Source organism: Stenotrophomonas sp. STEN087, from assembly GCF_056759115.1.
In genome coordinates this window covers 45,302-60,971 of record NZ_JBRRCR010000003.1, presented here as the reverse complement: position 1 = coordinate 60,971, position 15,670 = coordinate 45,302, and the positions used below count along the sequence as shown (strand labels likewise).

The window sequence follows — 15,670 nt, the reverse complement described above, 5'->3', positions numbered from 1 at the left end:
CCACGATGCCGATGTCCGCAAAGGGAGATCCACGATGAGTTATTTCCTTGATCGCTTGCAGTTCTTCAAGCGTGAACCCCAGACCTTTGCCGATGGCCATGGTTTTGCCAAGAGCGAGGGCCGCGACTGGGAAAACAGTTACCGCCAGCGCTGGCAGTACGACAAGATCGTCCGCTCCACACACGGGGTGAACTGCACCGGTTCGTGCAGCTGGAAGATCTACGTCAAGAACGGCCTGGTCACCTGGGAAACCCAGCAGACCGACTACCCGCGCACGCGCCCGGACCTGCCCAACCATGAACCGCGTGGCTGCCCGCGTGGCGCCAGCTATTCCTGGTACCTGTACAGCGCCAACCGCCTGAAGTACCCGCTGATCCGCGGCACCCTGCTGCGCCTGTGGCGTGAAGCCCGCAGGAACATGGCGCCGGTGGATGCCTGGGCCAGCATCGTCGAGGACAAGGACAAAGCGCGCTCGTACAAGACCCGCCGTGGCATGGGCGGCTTCGTGCGCCTGCAGTGGGAAGAGGCCAACGAGATCATCGCCGCCTCCAACCTGTACACGGTGAAGCAGTACGGGCCGGATCGCGTGGTCGGCTTCTCGCCGATCCCGGCGATGTCGATGGTGTCCTATGCCGCGGGCGCGCGTTACCTGTCGCTGCTGGGCGGCGCCTGCCTGTCCTTCTACGACTGGTACTGCGACCTGCCGCCGGCCTCGCCGCAGATCTGGGGTGAACAGACCGACGTGCCCGAATCGGCCGACTGGTACAACAGCCGCTACATCATCGCCTGGGGCTCGAACGTGCCGCAGACGCGCACGCCCGATGCGCACTTCTTCACCGAGGCGCGCTACAACGGCACCAAGACGGTGGCGATCTGCCCGGACTATTCCGAGCTGGCCAAGCTGACCGACCACTGGCTGCACCCCAAGCAGGGTACCGACGCGGCACTGGCCTTTGCCTTCGGCCATGTGATCCTGCGCGAGTTCCATGTCGATTCGCCTTCGCAGTATTTCCAGGACTACTGCCGCCAGTATTCGGACATGCCGATGCTGGTGCGCCTGGAGCGCCGCGAGGATGGCCGCCTGGTGCCGGGGCGCTTCCTGCGCGCCAGCGAGCTGGGTGGGCTGGGCGAGGCCAACAACCCCGACTGGAAGACCCTGGCCTACGACGAGAGCAGCGGCCAGATCGTGGTGCCCAACGGCTCCATCGGCTTCCGCTGGGGCGAAAAGGGCAAGTGGAACATCGAGGAAAAGGAGAGCAACGGCGCCGATACCCGCCTGCGGCTGAGCCTGGCCGACGGCCATGAGGGCATTGAAGCGGTCAGCTTCCCGTACTTCGGCGGCATCGAGACCGACGGCTGGACCGCGGCCCCGGCCGAGGACGTGCTCGACCGCAACATGCCGGTGCGTCGTCTGGCCCTGGCCGACGGCGGCGACACCCTGGTGGCCACGGTCTACGACCTGCTGCTGGCCCAGTATGGCGTCGACCGTGGCTTCGGCGGCGGCAACGTGGCCACCAGCTTCGACGACATGGTGCCAGGCACGCCGGCCTGGCAGGAACGCATCACCGGCGTGTCGCGCGCCGAAGTGATCGAGATCGCCCGTGAGTTCGCCCGCACCGCCGACAAGACCCACGGCCGTTCGATGATCATCGTCGGCGCGGGCATGAACCACTGGTTCCACAACGACATGAACTACCGCGGCCTGATCAACATGCTGATCATGTGCGGCTGCGTGGGCCAGACCGGTGGCGGCTGGGCGCACTACGTGGGCCAGGAAAAGCTGCGCCCGCAGACCGGCTGGCAGCCGCTGGCCTTCGGCCTGGACTGGAGCCGCCCGCCGCGGCATATGAACGGCACTTCGTTCTTCTACTTCAACACCGGGCAGTGGCGCTACGAGAAGCTGCAGGTGGATGAGCTGCTGTCACCGCTGGCCGATGCCAGCAAGTACAGCGGCAGCTTGGCCGACCTGAACCTGCGCGCGGTGCGCATGGGCTGGCTGCCCAGCACCCCGCAGCTGGACCGCAACCCGCTGCAGCTGGTGCGCGAGGCCGAAGCGGCCGGCGTGGCCCCGGCCGACTACGCGCTGGGCAAGTTCAAGGACGGCTCGCTGGACTTCGCCTTCGCCGACCCGGATGCACAGCAGAACCACCCGCGCATGATGTTCATCTGGCGCTCGAACCTGCTGGGTTCCTCGGGCAAGGGCCATGAATACATGCTGCGCCACCTGCTCGGCACGCGCCATGGCCTGCAGGGCAAGGACCTGGGCGAAATGGGCGCGATCAAGCCGCAGGAAGTGAAGTGGCATGACGAAGCTCCGGAGGGCAAGCTGGACCTGCTGGTCACGCTCGATTTCCGCATGTGCACCACCGCGCTGTATTCGGACATCGTGCTGCCCACGGCCACCTGGTACGAGAAGGACGACCTCAACACCTCGGACATGCATCCCTTCATCCACCCGCTGTCCAAGGCGGTGGACCCGGCCTGGGAATCGCGCAGCGACTGGGACATCTTCAAGGGCGTGGCACGCACCCTCAGCGACATGGCACCGGGCGTGCTGGGCGTTGAAAAGGACCTGGTGCTGGTGCCGACCCTGCATGACACGCCCAATGAGCTGGGCATGCCGTTCGGCGTGGCCGACTGGAAGAAGGGCGAGTGCGAGGCCATCCCGGGCCAGACCATGCCGTCGATGACGGTGGTCGAGCGCGATTACCCCAACCTGTATCGCAAGTTCACCTCGCTGGGCCCGCTGCTGGACAAGCTCGGCAACGGTGGCAAGGGCATGAACTGGGATACGAAGCACGAGATCGATTTCCTCGGCAAGCTCAACCATACCGTGCACGCCGAGGGCGTCAGCCAGGGACGACCGGCCATCGAGACCGCCATCGACGCGGCCGAAGTGATCCTGCACCTTGCCCCGGAGACCAACGGCCACGTGGCAGTGAAGGCCTGGGAATCGCTGGGCACGTTCACCGGCCGCGAGCACACCCACCTGGCGGTGGGCAAGGAACACGAGGCGATCCGCTTCCGTGACATCCAGGCGCAGCCGCGCAAGATCATCTCCTCGCCGATCTGGTCGGGCCTGGAGGACGACAACGTCAGCTACAACGCGGGCTACACCAACGTGCACGAGCTGATTCCGTGGCGCACCGTGACCGGGCGCCAGCAGTTCTACCAGGATCATGAGTGGATGATCGACTTCGGCGAGGCCTTCATGAGCTACCGGCCGCCGGTCAACACGCGCACGGTGGAGCCGCTGCTGAACCAGCGCCCGAACGGCAACAAGGAGATCGTGCTGAACTGGATCACCCCGCACCAGAAGTGGGGCATCCACAGCACCTACAGCGACAACCTGATCATGCAGACGCTGTCGCGTGGCGGCCCCATCGTGTGGCTGAGCGAGGACGATGCGCGCAGTGCCGGCATCGTCGACAACGACTGGATCGAGCTGTTCAACGTCAACGGTGCGATCGCCGCGAGAGCGGTGGTCAGCCAGCGGGTGATGCCCGGCATGGCGATGATGTACCACGCCCAGGAACGCATCATCAACGTGCCGGGCTCGCAGATCACCGGCACCCGTGGCGGCATCCACAATTCGGTCACCCGCATCGTGCTCAAGCCCACCCACATGATCGGTGGCTACGCGCAGCTGGCGTACGGTTTCAACTACTACGGCACCTGCGGCACCAACCGCGATGAGTTCGTGATCGTCCGCAAGATGGACAAGATCGATTGGCTGGACGATGAACAGGGAAGTTCGAGTGTCGCGGGCGCAGGACGCGCAGGAGCGACCGATGAACAGCCCGCTGGTGCTTCGGTATCGGCCAGCAAGGAGGTGGTGTGATGAAGGTCCGTGCACAGATCGCGATGGTACTGAACCTGGACAAGTGCATCGGCTGCCATACCTGCTCGATCACCTGCAAGAACGTCTGGACCTCGCGCGAGGGCGTCGAGTACGCCTGGTTCAACAACGTGGAAACCAAGCCAGGCATCGGCTACCCCAAGGAGTGGGAGAACCAGGACAAGTGGAATGGCGGCTGGGTGCGTACCCGCGCCGGCAAGCTGGTGCCGCGCGCCGGTGGCCGCTGGCGGATGCTGGCCAAGATCTTCGCCAACCCGGACCTGCCGCAGATCGACGACTACTACGAGCCGTTCGACTTCGACTACCAGAACCTGCACACCGCCAAGGACAGCCAGCACCAGCCGACCGCGCGGCCGCGCTCGCTGATCAGCGGCGAGCGCATGCAGAAGATCGAGTGGGGCCCGAACTGGGAGGAGATCCTCGGTTCGGAGTTCAGCAAGCGCTCGCGCGACTACAACTTCAATGAAGTGCAGAAGGAGATCTACGGGGCCTTCGAAAAGACCTTCATGATGTACCTGCCGCGCCTGTGCGAGCACTGCCTGAACCCGGCGTGCGTGTCGGCGTGCCCGTCCGGTGCGATCTACAAGCGAGAGGAAGACGGCATCGTGCTGATCGACCAGGACAAGTGCCGCGGCTGGCGCATGTGCGTGTCGGCCTGCCCGTACAAGAAGATCTACTACAACTGGAAGAGCGGCAAGTCGGAGAAGTGCATCTTCTGCTACCCGCGCATCGAGATGGGCGAGCCCACGGTGTGTTCGGAAACCTGCGTGGGCCGCATCCGCTACCTGGGTGTGATGCTGTACGACGCCGACCGGATTGCCGAGGCCGCTTCGGTGGCCGCGGAGAAGGATCTGTACCAGGCACACCTGGACATCTTCCTGGACCCGGAAGACCCGGCGGTGATCGCTGCTGCGCGCAAGGAAGGCATCCCGGACAGCTGGCTGGAAGCGGCCAGGCAGTCGCCGGTGTACAAGCTGGCCATCGACTGGAAGCTGGCCCTGCCGCTGCACCCGGAATACCGCACGCTGCCGATGGTCTGGTACGTGCCGCCGCTGTCGCCGATCCAGTCGGCCGCCGAGCGGGGCCGCATCGGCATGAGCGGCGAGCTGCCGGACGTGGCGTCGCTGCGCATCCCGGTGCGCTACCTGGCCAACCTGCTGACCGCGGGCGACGAAGCGCCGGTGGTGCGCGCGCTGGAACGGCTGATGGCGATGCGCGCCTGGCGCCGGGCCAAGAACGTGGATGGCGTGGAGGACACCGCGGTACTTGACCAGGCCGGGCTGAGCATCGCCCAGGTGGAGGAGATGTACCGCTACCTGGCCATCGCCAACTACGAGGACCGTTTCGTGATTCCCACCGGCCATCGCGAGTACGCCAACGATGCCTTCGGCGAGCGCGGCGGCTGCGGCTTCACCTTCGGCAACGGCTGCAACGGTGACAGCCCGGCCGACCTGTTCGGCCAGCGCAAGACCACCAGCTTCGTGGTCAACAACGGGCCGAATCACCGGCGCCGCAAGGAGGTGGTCGAATGAGCGTCCTGAAGCTGGTCGGGGTGCTGCTGGATTACCCCCGCGAAGAACTGTGGCAGCACGGCGACGAGCTGCTGGCCGCCTGTGACCAGGCCGCGTTGTCGGCTGGCCGCCGCCAGCAGCTGCGCGGCTTCGTTCAGCAGCTGCTGGACAGCGATCCGCTGGACGCGCAGGCCGCCTGGCTGGCGACCTTCGACCGCGGCCGCTCGATGAGCCTGCTGCTGTTTGAACACATCCATGGCGAATCGCGTGACCGTGGCCAGGCCATGGTCGACCTGGTGGAGACCTACCGCCGCGCGGGTTTCGAGCTCGATGCCCGCGAACTGCCGGACTACCTGCCACTGCTGCTGGAATTCCTGGCGCACCGGCCGCAGGAGGAGGCCCGCGAATGGCTGCACCACATCGGCCATATCGCCGGGATGCTGGCCGCACGTGCGGCCGAGCGCAAACTGCCGCATGTGCCGCTGCTGGAAATCCTGGTGGAGGCCGGCGACGGCAAGATCAACCTGGAGGCGCTGCGGCAACGCGCCAGCGAGGAACCCCGCGACGATACCGCCGAGGCGATGGACCGGTTGTGGGAAGAGGAGGCGGTGCGCTTCGGCGCCGAAGCTCCTGCCGAAGACTGCAAGCCACCGACGCGCTCGCCCGGGCGTCCCGTGCACCGTGAGGTCCAGCCATGAACTACTACCTGCATCAATTCGCCTTCCAGTACTACCCGTACATCGCCGTGGCGGTGCTGCTGATCGGCAGCTGGGCCCGCTATGACAAGGCCATGTACACCTGGCGCACCGGCTCCAGCCAGATGCTGTCGGACAAAGGCATGCGCATCGGCAGCAACTGCTTCCACATCGGCATCCTGGCCATTCTCGGTGGCCACCTGGTGGGCCTGCTGACCCCGCATGCGGTGTACGAGCACTTCATCACCTCCTCGCAGAAGCAGATGCTGGCGATGGTGGTGGGCGGCGTGTTCGGTGCGCTGTGCTTCATCGGCATCAGCATCCTGCTGGTGCGCCGGCTGTTCAATGCACGGGTGCGGGCCACCGGCAGTTTCGGTGACACGCTGGTGCTGGTGCTGCTGTTCGCCCAGCTGTGCCTGGGCTTGTACAGCATCCGCATCTCCTCCGGCCACCTCGACGGTGGGGTGATGGTGCAGCTGGCCGAGTGGGCGCAGCACATCGTGACCTTCCGTGCCGGCGCCGCCGATTACATCGAGGGTGTCAGCTGGGTCTACAAGATGCACATCTTCCTGGGCCTGACCCTGTTCCTGATCGCGCCGTTCACCCGCCTGGTGCACGTGTGGAGCATTCCGATCAGCTATCTGTGGCGGCCGTACCAGGTGGTGCGCCGTCGCCAGGCCCCGCTTCGCTACGGCCCGCGGGAGTAAGCCATGGGCAGCCTGCCGAAGTTCCTGCCGATCACCGTGATCGACTCCAATGCCCCGGTTCCGGCCGAGGCCCATTCGCACCACCACGAGGCGGGGGCGCAGGGGCCGCGCTCGCTCGGGCAACCGGCGCCGTGCCGGCTTTACGTGGACGAGACCGCGATCAGCGAGGCCGACATCGCCCGCGAGATGCAGCACCACCGGGCGATGCGTCCGGAACAGTCGCGGGCCGAGGCGGCACGTGCGCTGGTGGTGCGCGAGCTGCTGCGCCTTGAGGTGCAGCGGTTGGGCCTGCACGCAGCGCAGGGTGGCCGGGTGAGTGACGAGGAAGTGCTGATCCAGCAGCTGATCGAGGACGCGATCGAAGACCGCGTGCCCAGCGACGAGGACTGCCGGCGCTATTTCGAACAGAACCCGGAACGCTTCCGTTCGCCCGATCGCGTGCGCCTGCGCCATATCCTGCTGGCGGCACCGGCCGATGACGTGGCCGGGCGGCTGGATGCACGCAACGAAGGCGAGCGGCTGGTGGCCGAGCTGAAGGAGGCTCCGCACCTGTTCGCCGATTTTGCAATGCGCCATTCGCGCTGCCCTTCCAGCAGCGAGGGCGGTGACCTGGGCTGGCTGCAGCGCGGGCAGACCACGCCCGAGTTCGATCGGCAGGTGTTCCGCCTGCGCGAGGGCCTGGCCGGTTTCCCGGTGGAATCGCGCTGGGGCTACCACGTGGTCTGCATCGACGCGCGCGAGGAGGGACAGCCGCAGCCTTTCGAGGCGGTGCTGCCGCAGATCCGCGACTACCTGGAACTGCAGGTGCGCCAGCGCGAGGTGCAGGCCTACCTGCTGCAGCTGCAGGAACGCTACCCCGTGCGCGGGCTGGATGAGATCGAAGCTGAAGCCGGGAACGGCTGACCCACTCTTGGGAAAGGAGATTGCATGAACCAGGCCCTTGCCCCCGTCAGTGCCGGGCAGCAGCAGCGTGCGCTGTGGCTGAGCACCTTCGCCTTCACCGTGTGCTTCGCGGTGTGGATGATCTTCTCGATCATCGGCATCCAGATCAGCGAGCAGCTGGGGCTGAACGACACCCAGTTCGGCCTGCTGATCGCCACCCCGGTGCTGACCGGATCGATCAGCCGGGTGTTCCTTGGCATCTGGTCGGACCAGTTCGGTGGCCGCAAGGTGATGGTGCTGGTGATGCTGTGTGGCGCGGTGGCCACCTGGATGCTGACCTACGCCCACACCTACACCCAGTTCCTGTTCGCTGCGCTGTGCGTGGGCATTGCCGGTGGCAACTTCTCGGTGGGCGTGGCCTATGTGTCCAAGTTCTTCCCGGCCAGCAGGCAGGGCACGGCACTGGGCATCTTCGGCGCGGGCAACATCGGTTCAGCGGTGACCAAGCTGCTGGCGCCGCTGGTGATGGTGGCGGCCGGCTGGACCATGGTGGCCAAGGTCTGGGCGGTGGCGCTGGCGGTCACTGCCGTGCTGTTCTTCCTGTTCAGCAAGGAAGACCCGTCGCTGGAGCAGCGCCGCCGTGACGGCGTCAAGCCGGTGCCGTTCGCCGAGCAGATGGCACCGCTGAAGAATCTGCAGGTGTGGCGCTTCTCGCTGTACTACTTCTTCGTGTTCGGCGGCTTCGTCGCCCTGGCACTGTGGCTGCCGCACTACCTGGTGGGCGCCTACGGCATGGACGTGGGCCATGCCGGCATGCTGGCGGCCTGTTATTCGATTCCGGCCAGCCTGTTCCGCGTGGTCGGTGGCTGGATGGCCGACAGGATCGGTGCGCGGCGGGTGATGTACTGGACCTTCGGCGTCTCGGCCATCTGCACCTTCCTGCTGGCGTACCCGGATACCGAGTATGTGGTGAAGGGCATCCACGGTCCGATCCACTTCCACCTGGCCATCGGCGTCGTGATGTTCACCGTGCTGGTGTTCGTGCTGGGCTTCTTCATGTCGCTGGGCAAGGCGGCGGTCTACAAGCACATTCCGGTGTACTACCCGCAGCACGTGGGTGCGGTGGGCGGCGTGGTCGGCATGATCGGTGGCCTGGGTGGCTTCATCCTGCCCATCGTGTTCGGTGCGCTGAACGATGCGCTGGGCATCTGGAGCAGCTGTTTCATGCTGCTGTTCGTGCTGGTGGCCACGGCGCTGGCGTGGATGCACTTCGCGATCCGCCGGATGGAGCGCCGGCATTTCCCGCAGATCGACCACGAAACCGACCTGCCCGAAGCCATCGACGCGGCCGCGGCTGACCGCACACGCACGACGTAGCGGTGTGGCGCCGCGGGTGGCCAGGTAGTGCCGACCGCTGGCCGGCATGCATCCAAGGATGCGCCGCGCTTGATTTCAATCAGGACCCTGCGCAGAGGAACGCTGGAGAATGTCCGCCATGAGCTTTCCCTTCGATGCAAGCGGAGACACCGCACTGCAGGCGGCATTGCTGCAGCAGCCGCGCCACGTGCTGTTTCCGGCCGCCGACCAGTTCAGTCCTGGCTTCGGCGAAAGTGGCTGGCGCGCGGCCGTGCGTGCCAGCAACGAACACCTGATCCCGCGCTGCCTGACCCTCGGCTTCCAGTCGGGGCGGGCAGGGCAGGTGACCACCGCCACCGTCTATCTGGACATGCTGCTGACCGCCCTGCGGCGCCAGGCCGATGTGCTGGCCGACGACCGCGAAGTGGTGGCCATGGTGCTGCAGCTGGGTCTGGCCGAGGTGCTCGGCACCAGCGCGCTGGGCCAGCTGCTGGACGCCGTGCCGCAGGCGCTGCGCACGGTGGCGCGGCCACAGGTGGAAGTGCGGCTGGATGCCGGCAGTACGCTGGCCCCGGCGCAGCTGCGTGCGGTGGGCTGTACCCGGCTGACCGTGATCGACCGCGCCGATGCACTGGGGCCGACCCTGCTGGCGCAGTCACGCCAGGTTGGGTTCACTGCGCGCTACTACCAGTTGCGGGTGCCATCGCTCGCGGATCAGGGCTTCATCGAACGCGTGCATGAGGTGCTGGCCGAGGCACCCGAACGGGTGCTGCTGCCCGCGCCGTGCGGGTTGCCGGAACAGCCGGCGGCCGGGCAATGGCTGCAGGCCTGGCGGCTGCTTGGCGATGCCGGCTACGTCGCCATCGGTGGCGACCACTACCAGCGCGGTGACCTGCCCGATCCCAATGGGCCCGGCGATGGCCAGCGCCATTGCGACCTGGCTGGCGTGCCACGTCGGGACCGTAGCGATTTCGTCGGCCTGGGGCTGGCGGCCTGCAGCCAGATCGGCGAGGTGTTCTACCGGTTGGAGGACGACCTTGCAAGGTGGCAGTCACGCCTGCAGGCGGGCCAGATCGGCGTGACCGCCGGGCTGATCCTGTCCGAGCAGGAGCGGCTGTCGGCGGAGGTCGCGCAGAGCCTTGCCTGCGACCATTCGGTGGATGCCGCCGCCTTCGAGTGGCGCAACGACGTCGCCTTTGAGGATTGTTTCGCCGAGGCAACGCCGGCACTGCAACCGCTGCTTGCACGCGGCTGGGCCCACTGGGATGCGCGCGTGCTGCGCCTGGCCGAAGAAGGGCGCCTGCTGTGGCGTATGATGGCGGCATGTTTCCGGCCGGCGGTCGCCAGCGCTTGAGTGTCGCCCCGATGTCCTTCAATCCGCCTTCCCGCGGCCGCCTTGGCCAGGCCACACCGAACCCCGCGGCCGCCGATGACGGCGATGCGCTGCATTTCTGCAGCACCTGTGCGTTTTCCGATGCCTGTATCTCGCAGGGCTATGACAAGACCGCGCTGGGTGACCTGCACGTGCTGGTCGACCATGTCGGTCCGTTCCATGCCGGTGACTACATCTTCCATGCCGGAGAGCAGTTCGATTCCATTGCCGCGGTGCGTGCAGGCATGGTCAAGACCTTCATCGATGACAGCCAGGGCAACGAGCAGGTGCTCGGCTTTGCCCTGCCCGGTGAAGTGATCGGTCTCAATGCCATCCATGGTTCGCGCTTCCCCTGCAATGCGGTGGCGCTGGATACCGTGCACCTGTGCCGCATTTCGTTTCCCAAGCTGAGCCTGCTGGCCACGCGCATGCCCGGGCTGCAGGCCAAGCTGTTCAGCCTGCTCAGTGCGGAGATCGGCAAGGTCGCCACGCTGGCCGCCAACCACCGCACCGAGGAGCGCATGGCCGCGTTCCTGCTGGACATGTCCGAGCGTTACGCGCGGCGCGGATTCTCCGCCACGCGCTTCAACCTGACCATGGCCCGCACCGAAATCGCCAACTACCTGCGCATGGCACCGGAAACCGCCAGCCGTGTGCTGCGGCGCTTGAGCGATGATGGTGTGATCGCGGTCAAACAGCGCGAGATCCTGCTGCTGCAACCTGAGCGTCTGGCCGCGCTCGCCATGGCCGATGAATCCGAACCAGACTGAGACCCACCGGGGGCAGATGATGAAGCGTGCAGGACTGTTGTTACTTGGGTTGCTGGCAGCGATGCCGGCCTGGGCGGCCGACCTGACGGTGTCGGCGGCCTCGAGCCTGACCGAGAGTTTCCGCGAACTGGGTGCGGCCTACGAGAAGGCCCATCCGGGCACCAAGGTCGATTTCAACTTTGCGGCCTCCGGCGTGCTGCTGCAGCAGATCAGCCGCGGTGCGCCGGTGGATGTGTTGGCCTCGGCCGACGAAACCACGATGGACCAGGCCGAGCAGCAGAAGCTGCTGGCACCCGGCACCCGCGAAGTGTTCGCGGTGAACGCGCTGTGGGTGGTGGTGCCGCCGCAGGCCAAGGCCGCACCGCGTGCGCTGAAGGATCTGGCCGATGCCGGCGTGCAGCGCATCGCGCTGGGCAACCCGGACAGCGTGCCGGTGGGCCGCTACGCCAAGGGCGCGCTGGAGAAAGCCGGGCTGTGGCCGGCGGTGCAGGGCAAGGCCATCACTACCCAGAACGTGCGGCAGTCGCTGGATTACGTGGCACGGGGTGAAGTGGATGCCGGCTTCGTCTATGCCACCGACGCGCAGGCGATGCCGGACCGCATGCGCCGGGCCTTCGAGGTGCCGGTGAGCGGGCGCATCGCCTATCCACTGGCGGTGATCCAGGCCAGCACCCAGGCGGTGGAGGCGAAGCGCTTCACCGCCTTCGTCCGCTCGCCGCAGGGCCAGGCGATCCTGGTCAAGCACGGGTTCGGCAAGCCCTGAGGCATGGATCTGGACTGGAGCGCGCTGGGCTTGTCGCTGAAAGTGGCCGGCTGGGCCACGGCGATCAACCTGGTGCTGGGCGTGGCACTGGGCGCGCTGCTGGCACGCCGGCGCTTTCCCGGCCGTGAGCTGCTGGATTCGGTGCTGACCCTGCCGATGGTGTTGCCGCCGACAGTGCTGGGCTACTACCTGCTGGTGCTGATCGGGCGCAACGGCCCGATCGGCGTGTGGCTGCAGTCGTGGTTCGGCATCAACCTGGTGTTCACCTGGCAGGCAGCGGTGATTGCCGCCGCGGTGGCCTCGCTGCCGCTGGTGTTCAAACCGGCGCGGGCTGCGTTCGAAGGCGTCGATGGCCAGCTGGAGAATGCTGCGCGCACGCTGGGCGTGTCCGAGGCGGCGGTGTTCTTCCGCATTACCCTGCCGCTGGCCTGGCGCGGCATTCTCGCCGGCCTGCTGCTGGCGTTCGCGCGCGCTATGGGCGAGTTCGGGGCGACGCTGATGGTGGCGGGCAGCATCCCGGGCCGCACCCAGACGCTGTCCATCGCCATCTACGAGGCAGTGCAGGCCGGGCAGGACGGCAAGGCCAATGCGCTGGTGATCCTCACCTCGGTGGTGTGCATCGTCATCCTGCTGCTGGCCGCGCGGCTGGTCGGCGGGCGCCGCCAGGAGCTGCGCGATGTGGCTTGACCTGCAGGTACACCGGCCGATGCAGGCGGCGACGCCGCAGTTCGTGCTGGACGTGGCGCTGCAATGCACGCAGCGCCAGGTGGTGCTGTTCGGCCCCTCGGGCGCGGGCAAGAGCCTGACCCTGAAAGCGGTGGCCGGCCTGCTGCGGCCCTGGCGTGGCCATGTGCGGCTGCAGGGCCAGACGCTGTTCGACAGCGGCAGTGGGATGAACCTGCCACCGCAACGGCGCCGGCTGGGCTATGTCTTCCAGGACTACGCGCTGTTCCCGCACCTGAGCGTGCGCCAGAACGTGGCCTTCGGCCTGGAAGGTGGCTGGTTCAATCCGCGCCGCGGTGCGCGAATCGACGCGGTGGAGCGCTGGTTGCAGGCATTTCGCATCGATCACGTGGCCGACCTGCTGCCATCGCAGGTCTCCGGCGGCCAGCGCCAGCGTACCGCGCTGGCCCGCGCCCTGGTGACCCAGCCGCAGGCGCTGCTGCTGGACGAGCCGTTTGCCGCGCTGGACCATGACCTGCGCCAGCACCTGCGGCAGGAACTGCAGGCGGTGCTGGATGAGACCGGCATTCCGCTGCTGCTGATCAGCCATGACCCGCATGACGTGGACGTGTTCGGCCAGCAGGTCGCACGCATGGTGGACGGCCGCATCGTCAGCGATTGACCCGCGCTGTAGAACCGAGCCCATGCTCGGCTGCTTTCCGCGTTGCCGAGAAGGGGAGCCGAGCGTGGGCTCGGCTCTACAGAAGTGAGATCATCAGGTACCGGTTGCCCACTGGATGAACGCCCAGCGCCGTGTCGGGGCCATGCCGAACCGATGCTGCGGCGAACGGGAGTGCCATGCGCGTACGATCATCACCCGGACCAGCACCGGGGCGCTGGGGCTGCAGGAATGGATCCCGGCGTCAATACAACTCGCAATGCGTGCGGCCTTCACCGCGCAGTGCGTCCCACTGTCCCTGACCGCCGATCGCGTCGATGGCCTCGCGGACCGCGCCTTCCAGATGCCGCTTGTTGCCACACAGGTACAGATGCCCACCACGTGACAGCAGGTCGCGCACGTCGTCGGCGCGTTGCTGCAGCAGGTGCTGCACATAGACCTTTTCGGTACCGTCACGCGAGAAGGCGGTATGCAGCCCGGCCAGCAGGCCGCCAGACTGCCAGGCCTGCAGCTGCTCGCGGTACAGATAATCGTGCTCGCGATGCTTCTCGCCGAACACCAGATGCACATCGCGCGCACAGGCGCCCGCCTGTAGTTCCTGCATCAGGCCCATCAGCGGCGCGATGCCGGTGCCGGTGCCGACCATCAGCAGTGGCGCGTCGAGGGCGTCGGGCAGATGGAAGCCGGGGTTGGAGCGGCAGTACACGCGGGCATGGCCACTGCCATGCAGCAGGCTGCCGGTGGCCGTACCGAAGCGCTCGCGGCCGCGCAGGGTGTAGTGCACTTCGCGCACGCACAGGCTTACCTGGTCATCGCCAGGATGGGAGGCAATCGAATAGGCGCGGGGCAGGCGCTGCGAGAGCAGGCTGCACAGCCGTTCCAGCGGCACGCTGTCCGGGGTCGCGTGGTCCTGTAGCAGGTCCAGCACGTCCAGCCCATGCAGGTAGGCCTCCAGCTCGCGTTTCTGGCTGACTTTGAGCAGGTTCTTCAACGGTTCGCTGCCACTGAGGCGGGCCAGTTCGCGCAGCACGCCCTTGCTGGGCAGGCGCAGTTCGCGGTCCTGCAGGGCTGCGACCGCGGCAGGGTCGCCGTACCAGGTGGCCAGCGCCTGCAGCAGTGACGGATCGTTGTCGGGCATCACGTGCAGGGTGTCGCCGGCCCGGTAGGCCATGCCGCTGCCGGCAATGTCGAGTTGCAGATGCCAGGCCGCCGGGCCTTGGCTGTTCAGGCGACGGCGTTCGAGGATGGGGGCGGCGAAGGCGTTGTCCTCACCATACGCAGTCACCTGCAGCCGCAGGTCCTGGCCGGCAGCCAGATCCCCCTGCAGCACCTGGCCCAGCACCGGCCGCCATTGCTGGAAGAACTGTTCGTAGCCGAGGTCGGCATCCACGCGATGCAGCAGCGGGATCGCCTTGCGCTCGCTCAGCGCCGTGTCCAGCGCCTTGGTGAAGCCGCAGAAGTTGGGGTAGCCGGTGTCGCCGAGCCCGAACACGGCGTAACGCAGGCCCGGCAGTGCGGTGGTCTGGCGCAGGCTGTCGAAGAAGTGTTCGCCGTTGGCCGGCGGCTCGCCATCACCAAACGAACTGGAGATGGCCAGCAGTACGTCGCCGTGGCCGAGGCTGGCGACATCGATCTGGTCGAAGGCCAGGACCTGCGGTGCGTGCGGCTGCAGGTCCGGGTCCGCGCCCAGGCGCTGGGCCAGGGCGCGGGCATTGCCCGATTCGGAGGCGAAGCCCACCAGCAGTCGACCGATGGGGAGCCCCGACAGGTGGCTGGCGGGCAGCGCGTTCATGCGGCTTCGTAGAAGTCGTCGAAGGTTTCCTTGCTGAACTCGACCAGGTCGTAGTTCTGCATCAGATCGTTCACCACGCGGCGGATGCTGATGTACGAGGTGATGTTGCCCTCGGCGTCAAACAGGGGCTGCACGGTGGTATCGACCACGTAGAGCGCGCCGCCCTTGCCGAGGTTCGGCACGATGCCGGTCCAGATCTTGCCGGCCTTGATGGTGTCCCACATGTCCTTGTAGACGGCCTTGGGCACGTCCGGGTGGCGGACGATGCTGTGCGGCTGGCCGATCAGCTCCTCGCGCGCAAAGCCGGTGAGCGTGCAGAACAGGTCGTTGGCATAGGTGATGTTGCCCTGCAGGTCGGTGGTGGAGATCACCATGACGTTCTGCAGGGCGTTCAGCAGCTGGGCGTTGTCGGGGGTGTAGCTCATCGCAGGTCCTCTGGAAGCCGGCAGCGCCGGTGTTGGGGTTCCTGCATAGAGATACGCGCCAGGCGCGTGCTGCAGATTGATATTGGTCAAGTGCAGCCGCGTGAGGCCCTGCGACCGGGTGACGCAGGGTGTCCACAACGGTGCGCACCCAACGATGCGTACTGAGCTGATGCCGCGCTGTCACAAAGAAATCGCC

Annotated in this window: 13 protein-coding genes; 11 read left to right on the top strand and 2 right to left on the bottom strand. The window is 66.7% G+C overall.

Going from position 1 to position 15,670, the window contains the following annotated elements; genetic code table 11:
- Positions 1-34: 34 nt before the first annotated feature.
- The 11 genes from ACVOK1_RS01610 (at position 35) to ACVOK1_RS01560 (ending at position 13,260) form a co-directional block, all read left to right on the top strand.
- Positions 35-3,841, top strand: coding sequence for a nitrate reductase subunit alpha (locus ACVOK1_RS01610; RefSeq protein WP_481560872.1), 3,807 nt, complete (start codon positions 35-37; stop codon positions 3,839-3,841).
- The gene (gene narH, locus ACVOK1_RS01605; RefSeq protein ID WP_333628251.1) at positions 3,841-5,391 is read left to right on the top strand and encodes a nitrate reductase subunit beta; all 1,551 of its coding nucleotides are present in this window, start codon (positions 3,841-3,843) and stop codon (positions 5,389-5,391) included. Before ACVOK1_RS01610 ends, narH begins: the two co-directional genes overlap by 1 nt.
- Positions 5,388-6,068 (top strand): nitrate reductase molybdenum cofactor assembly chaperone, encoded by a 681-nt coding sequence (gene narJ / locus ACVOK1_RS01600; protein ID WP_481560871.1) that lies wholly within the window; start codon positions 5,388-5,390, stop codon positions 6,066-6,068. Before narH ends, narJ begins: the two co-directional genes overlap by 4 nt.
- Entirely contained in the window at positions 6,065-6,772 is a 708-nt protein-coding gene (gene narI, locus ACVOK1_RS01595) for a respiratory nitrate reductase subunit gamma (RefSeq protein ID WP_079222084.1), read from the top strand. Before narJ ends, narI begins: the two co-directional genes overlap by 4 nt.
- A gap of 3 nt (positions 6,773-6,775) precedes the next feature.
- Complete coding sequence (locus ACVOK1_RS01590) at positions 6,776-7,675, top strand: peptidylprolyl isomerase (RefSeq protein ID WP_481560870.1); 900 nt, start codon at positions 6,776-6,778, stop codon at positions 7,673-7,675.
- 24 nt (positions 7,676-7,699) lie between these two features.
- Positions 7,700-9,031, top strand: coding sequence for an MFS transporter (locus ACVOK1_RS01585; RefSeq protein ID WP_481560869.1), 1,332 nt, complete (start codon positions 7,700-7,702; stop codon positions 9,029-9,031).
- Between the two features lie 118 nt (positions 9,032-9,149).
- On the top strand, positions 9,150-10,364 hold the full coding sequence (locus ACVOK1_RS01580) for an oxygen-independent coproporphyrinogen III oxidase (protein WP_481560868.1): 1,215 nt from the start codon (positions 9,150-9,152) through the stop codon (positions 10,362-10,364).
- A gap of 11 nt (positions 10,365-10,375) precedes the next feature.
- Positions 10,376-11,152 (top strand): helix-turn-helix domain-containing protein, encoded by a 777-nt coding sequence (locus ACVOK1_RS01575; protein ID WP_481560867.1) that lies wholly within the window; start codon positions 10,376-10,378, stop codon positions 11,150-11,152.
- A gap of 19 nt (positions 11,153-11,171) precedes the next feature.
- Entirely contained in the window at positions 11,172-11,915 is a 744-nt protein-coding gene (modA, locus tag ACVOK1_RS01570) for a molybdate ABC transporter substrate-binding protein (RefSeq protein WP_481560866.1), read from the top strand.
- 3 nt (positions 11,916-11,918) lie between these two features.
- Positions 11,919-12,602, top strand: coding sequence for a molybdate ABC transporter permease subunit (gene modB, locus ACVOK1_RS01565; RefSeq protein WP_108769029.1), 684 nt, complete (start codon positions 11,919-11,921; stop codon positions 12,600-12,602).
- On the top strand, positions 12,592-13,260 hold the full coding sequence (locus ACVOK1_RS01560) for a sulfate/molybdate ABC transporter ATP-binding protein (protein ID WP_481560865.1): 669 nt from the start codon (positions 12,592-12,594) through the stop codon (positions 13,258-13,260). Before modB ends, ACVOK1_RS01560 begins: the two co-directional genes overlap by 11 nt.
- Positions 13,261-13,501: 241 nt before the next feature.
- Here ACVOK1_RS01560 and ACVOK1_RS01555 read toward each other — a convergent pair whose 3' ends face one another.
- Positions 13,502-15,049 carry a flavodoxin domain-containing protein gene (locus ACVOK1_RS01555; RefSeq protein ID WP_481560864.1) on the bottom strand — a complete coding sequence of 516 codons (1,548 nt, stop codon included), beginning with the start codon at positions 15,047-15,049 and terminating at the stop codon, positions 13,502-13,504.
- Positions 15,046-15,474 (bottom strand): PAS domain-containing protein, encoded by a 429-nt coding sequence (locus ACVOK1_RS01550; RefSeq protein WP_108769026.1) that lies wholly within the window; start codon positions 15,472-15,474, stop codon positions 15,046-15,048. The genes ACVOK1_RS01555 and ACVOK1_RS01550 overlap by 4 nt, the downstream gene beginning before the upstream one ends.
- Positions 15,475-15,670 lie beyond the last annotated feature (196 nt).

Bases quoted from the DNA above. Each gene is read 5' to 3' on its own strand.
- ACVOK1_RS01610 (WP_481560872.1), top strand. From the start codon at position 35: ATGAGTTATTTCCTTGATCGCTTGCAGTTCTTCAAGCGTGAACCCCAG.
- narH (WP_333628251.1), top strand. From the start codon at position 3,841: ATGAAGGTCCGTGCACAGATCGCGATGGTACTGAACCTGGACAAGTGC.
- narJ (WP_481560871.1), top strand. From the start codon at position 5,388: ATGAGCGTCCTGAAGCTGGTCGGGGTGCTGCTGGATTACCCCCGCGAA.
- narI (WP_079222084.1), top strand. From the start codon at position 6,065: ATGAACTACTACCTGCATCAATTCGCCTTCCAGTACTACCCGTACATC.
- ACVOK1_RS01590 (WP_481560870.1), top strand. From the start codon at position 6,776: ATGGGCAGCCTGCCGAAGTTCCTGCCGATCACCGTGATCGACTCCAAT.
- ACVOK1_RS01585 (WP_481560869.1), top strand. From the start codon at position 7,700: ATGAACCAGGCCCTTGCCCCCGTCAGTGCCGGGCAGCAGCAGCGTGCG.
- ACVOK1_RS01580 (WP_481560868.1), top strand. From the start codon at position 9,150: ATGAGCTTTCCCTTCGATGCAAGCGGAGACACCGCACTGCAGGCGGCA.
- ACVOK1_RS01575 (WP_481560867.1), top strand. From the start codon at position 10,376: ATGTCCTTCAATCCGCCTTCCCGCGGCCGCCTTGGCCAGGCCACACCG.
- modA (WP_481560866.1), top strand. From the start codon at position 11,172: ATGAAGCGTGCAGGACTGTTGTTACTTGGGTTGCTGGCAGCGATGCCG.
- modB (WP_108769029.1), top strand. From the start codon at position 11,919: ATGGATCTGGACTGGAGCGCGCTGGGCTTGTCGCTGAAAGTGGCCGGC.
- ACVOK1_RS01560 (WP_481560865.1), top strand. From the start codon at position 12,592: ATGTGGCTTGACCTGCAGGTACACCGGCCGATGCAGGCGGCGACGCCG.
- ACVOK1_RS01555 (WP_481560864.1), bottom strand. From the start codon at position 15,049: ATGAACGCGCTGCCCGCCAGCCACCTGTCGGGGCTCCCCATCGGTCGA.
- ACVOK1_RS01550 (WP_108769026.1), bottom strand. From the start codon at position 15,474: ATGAGCTACACCCCCGACAACGCCCAGCTGCTGAACGCCCTGCAGAAC.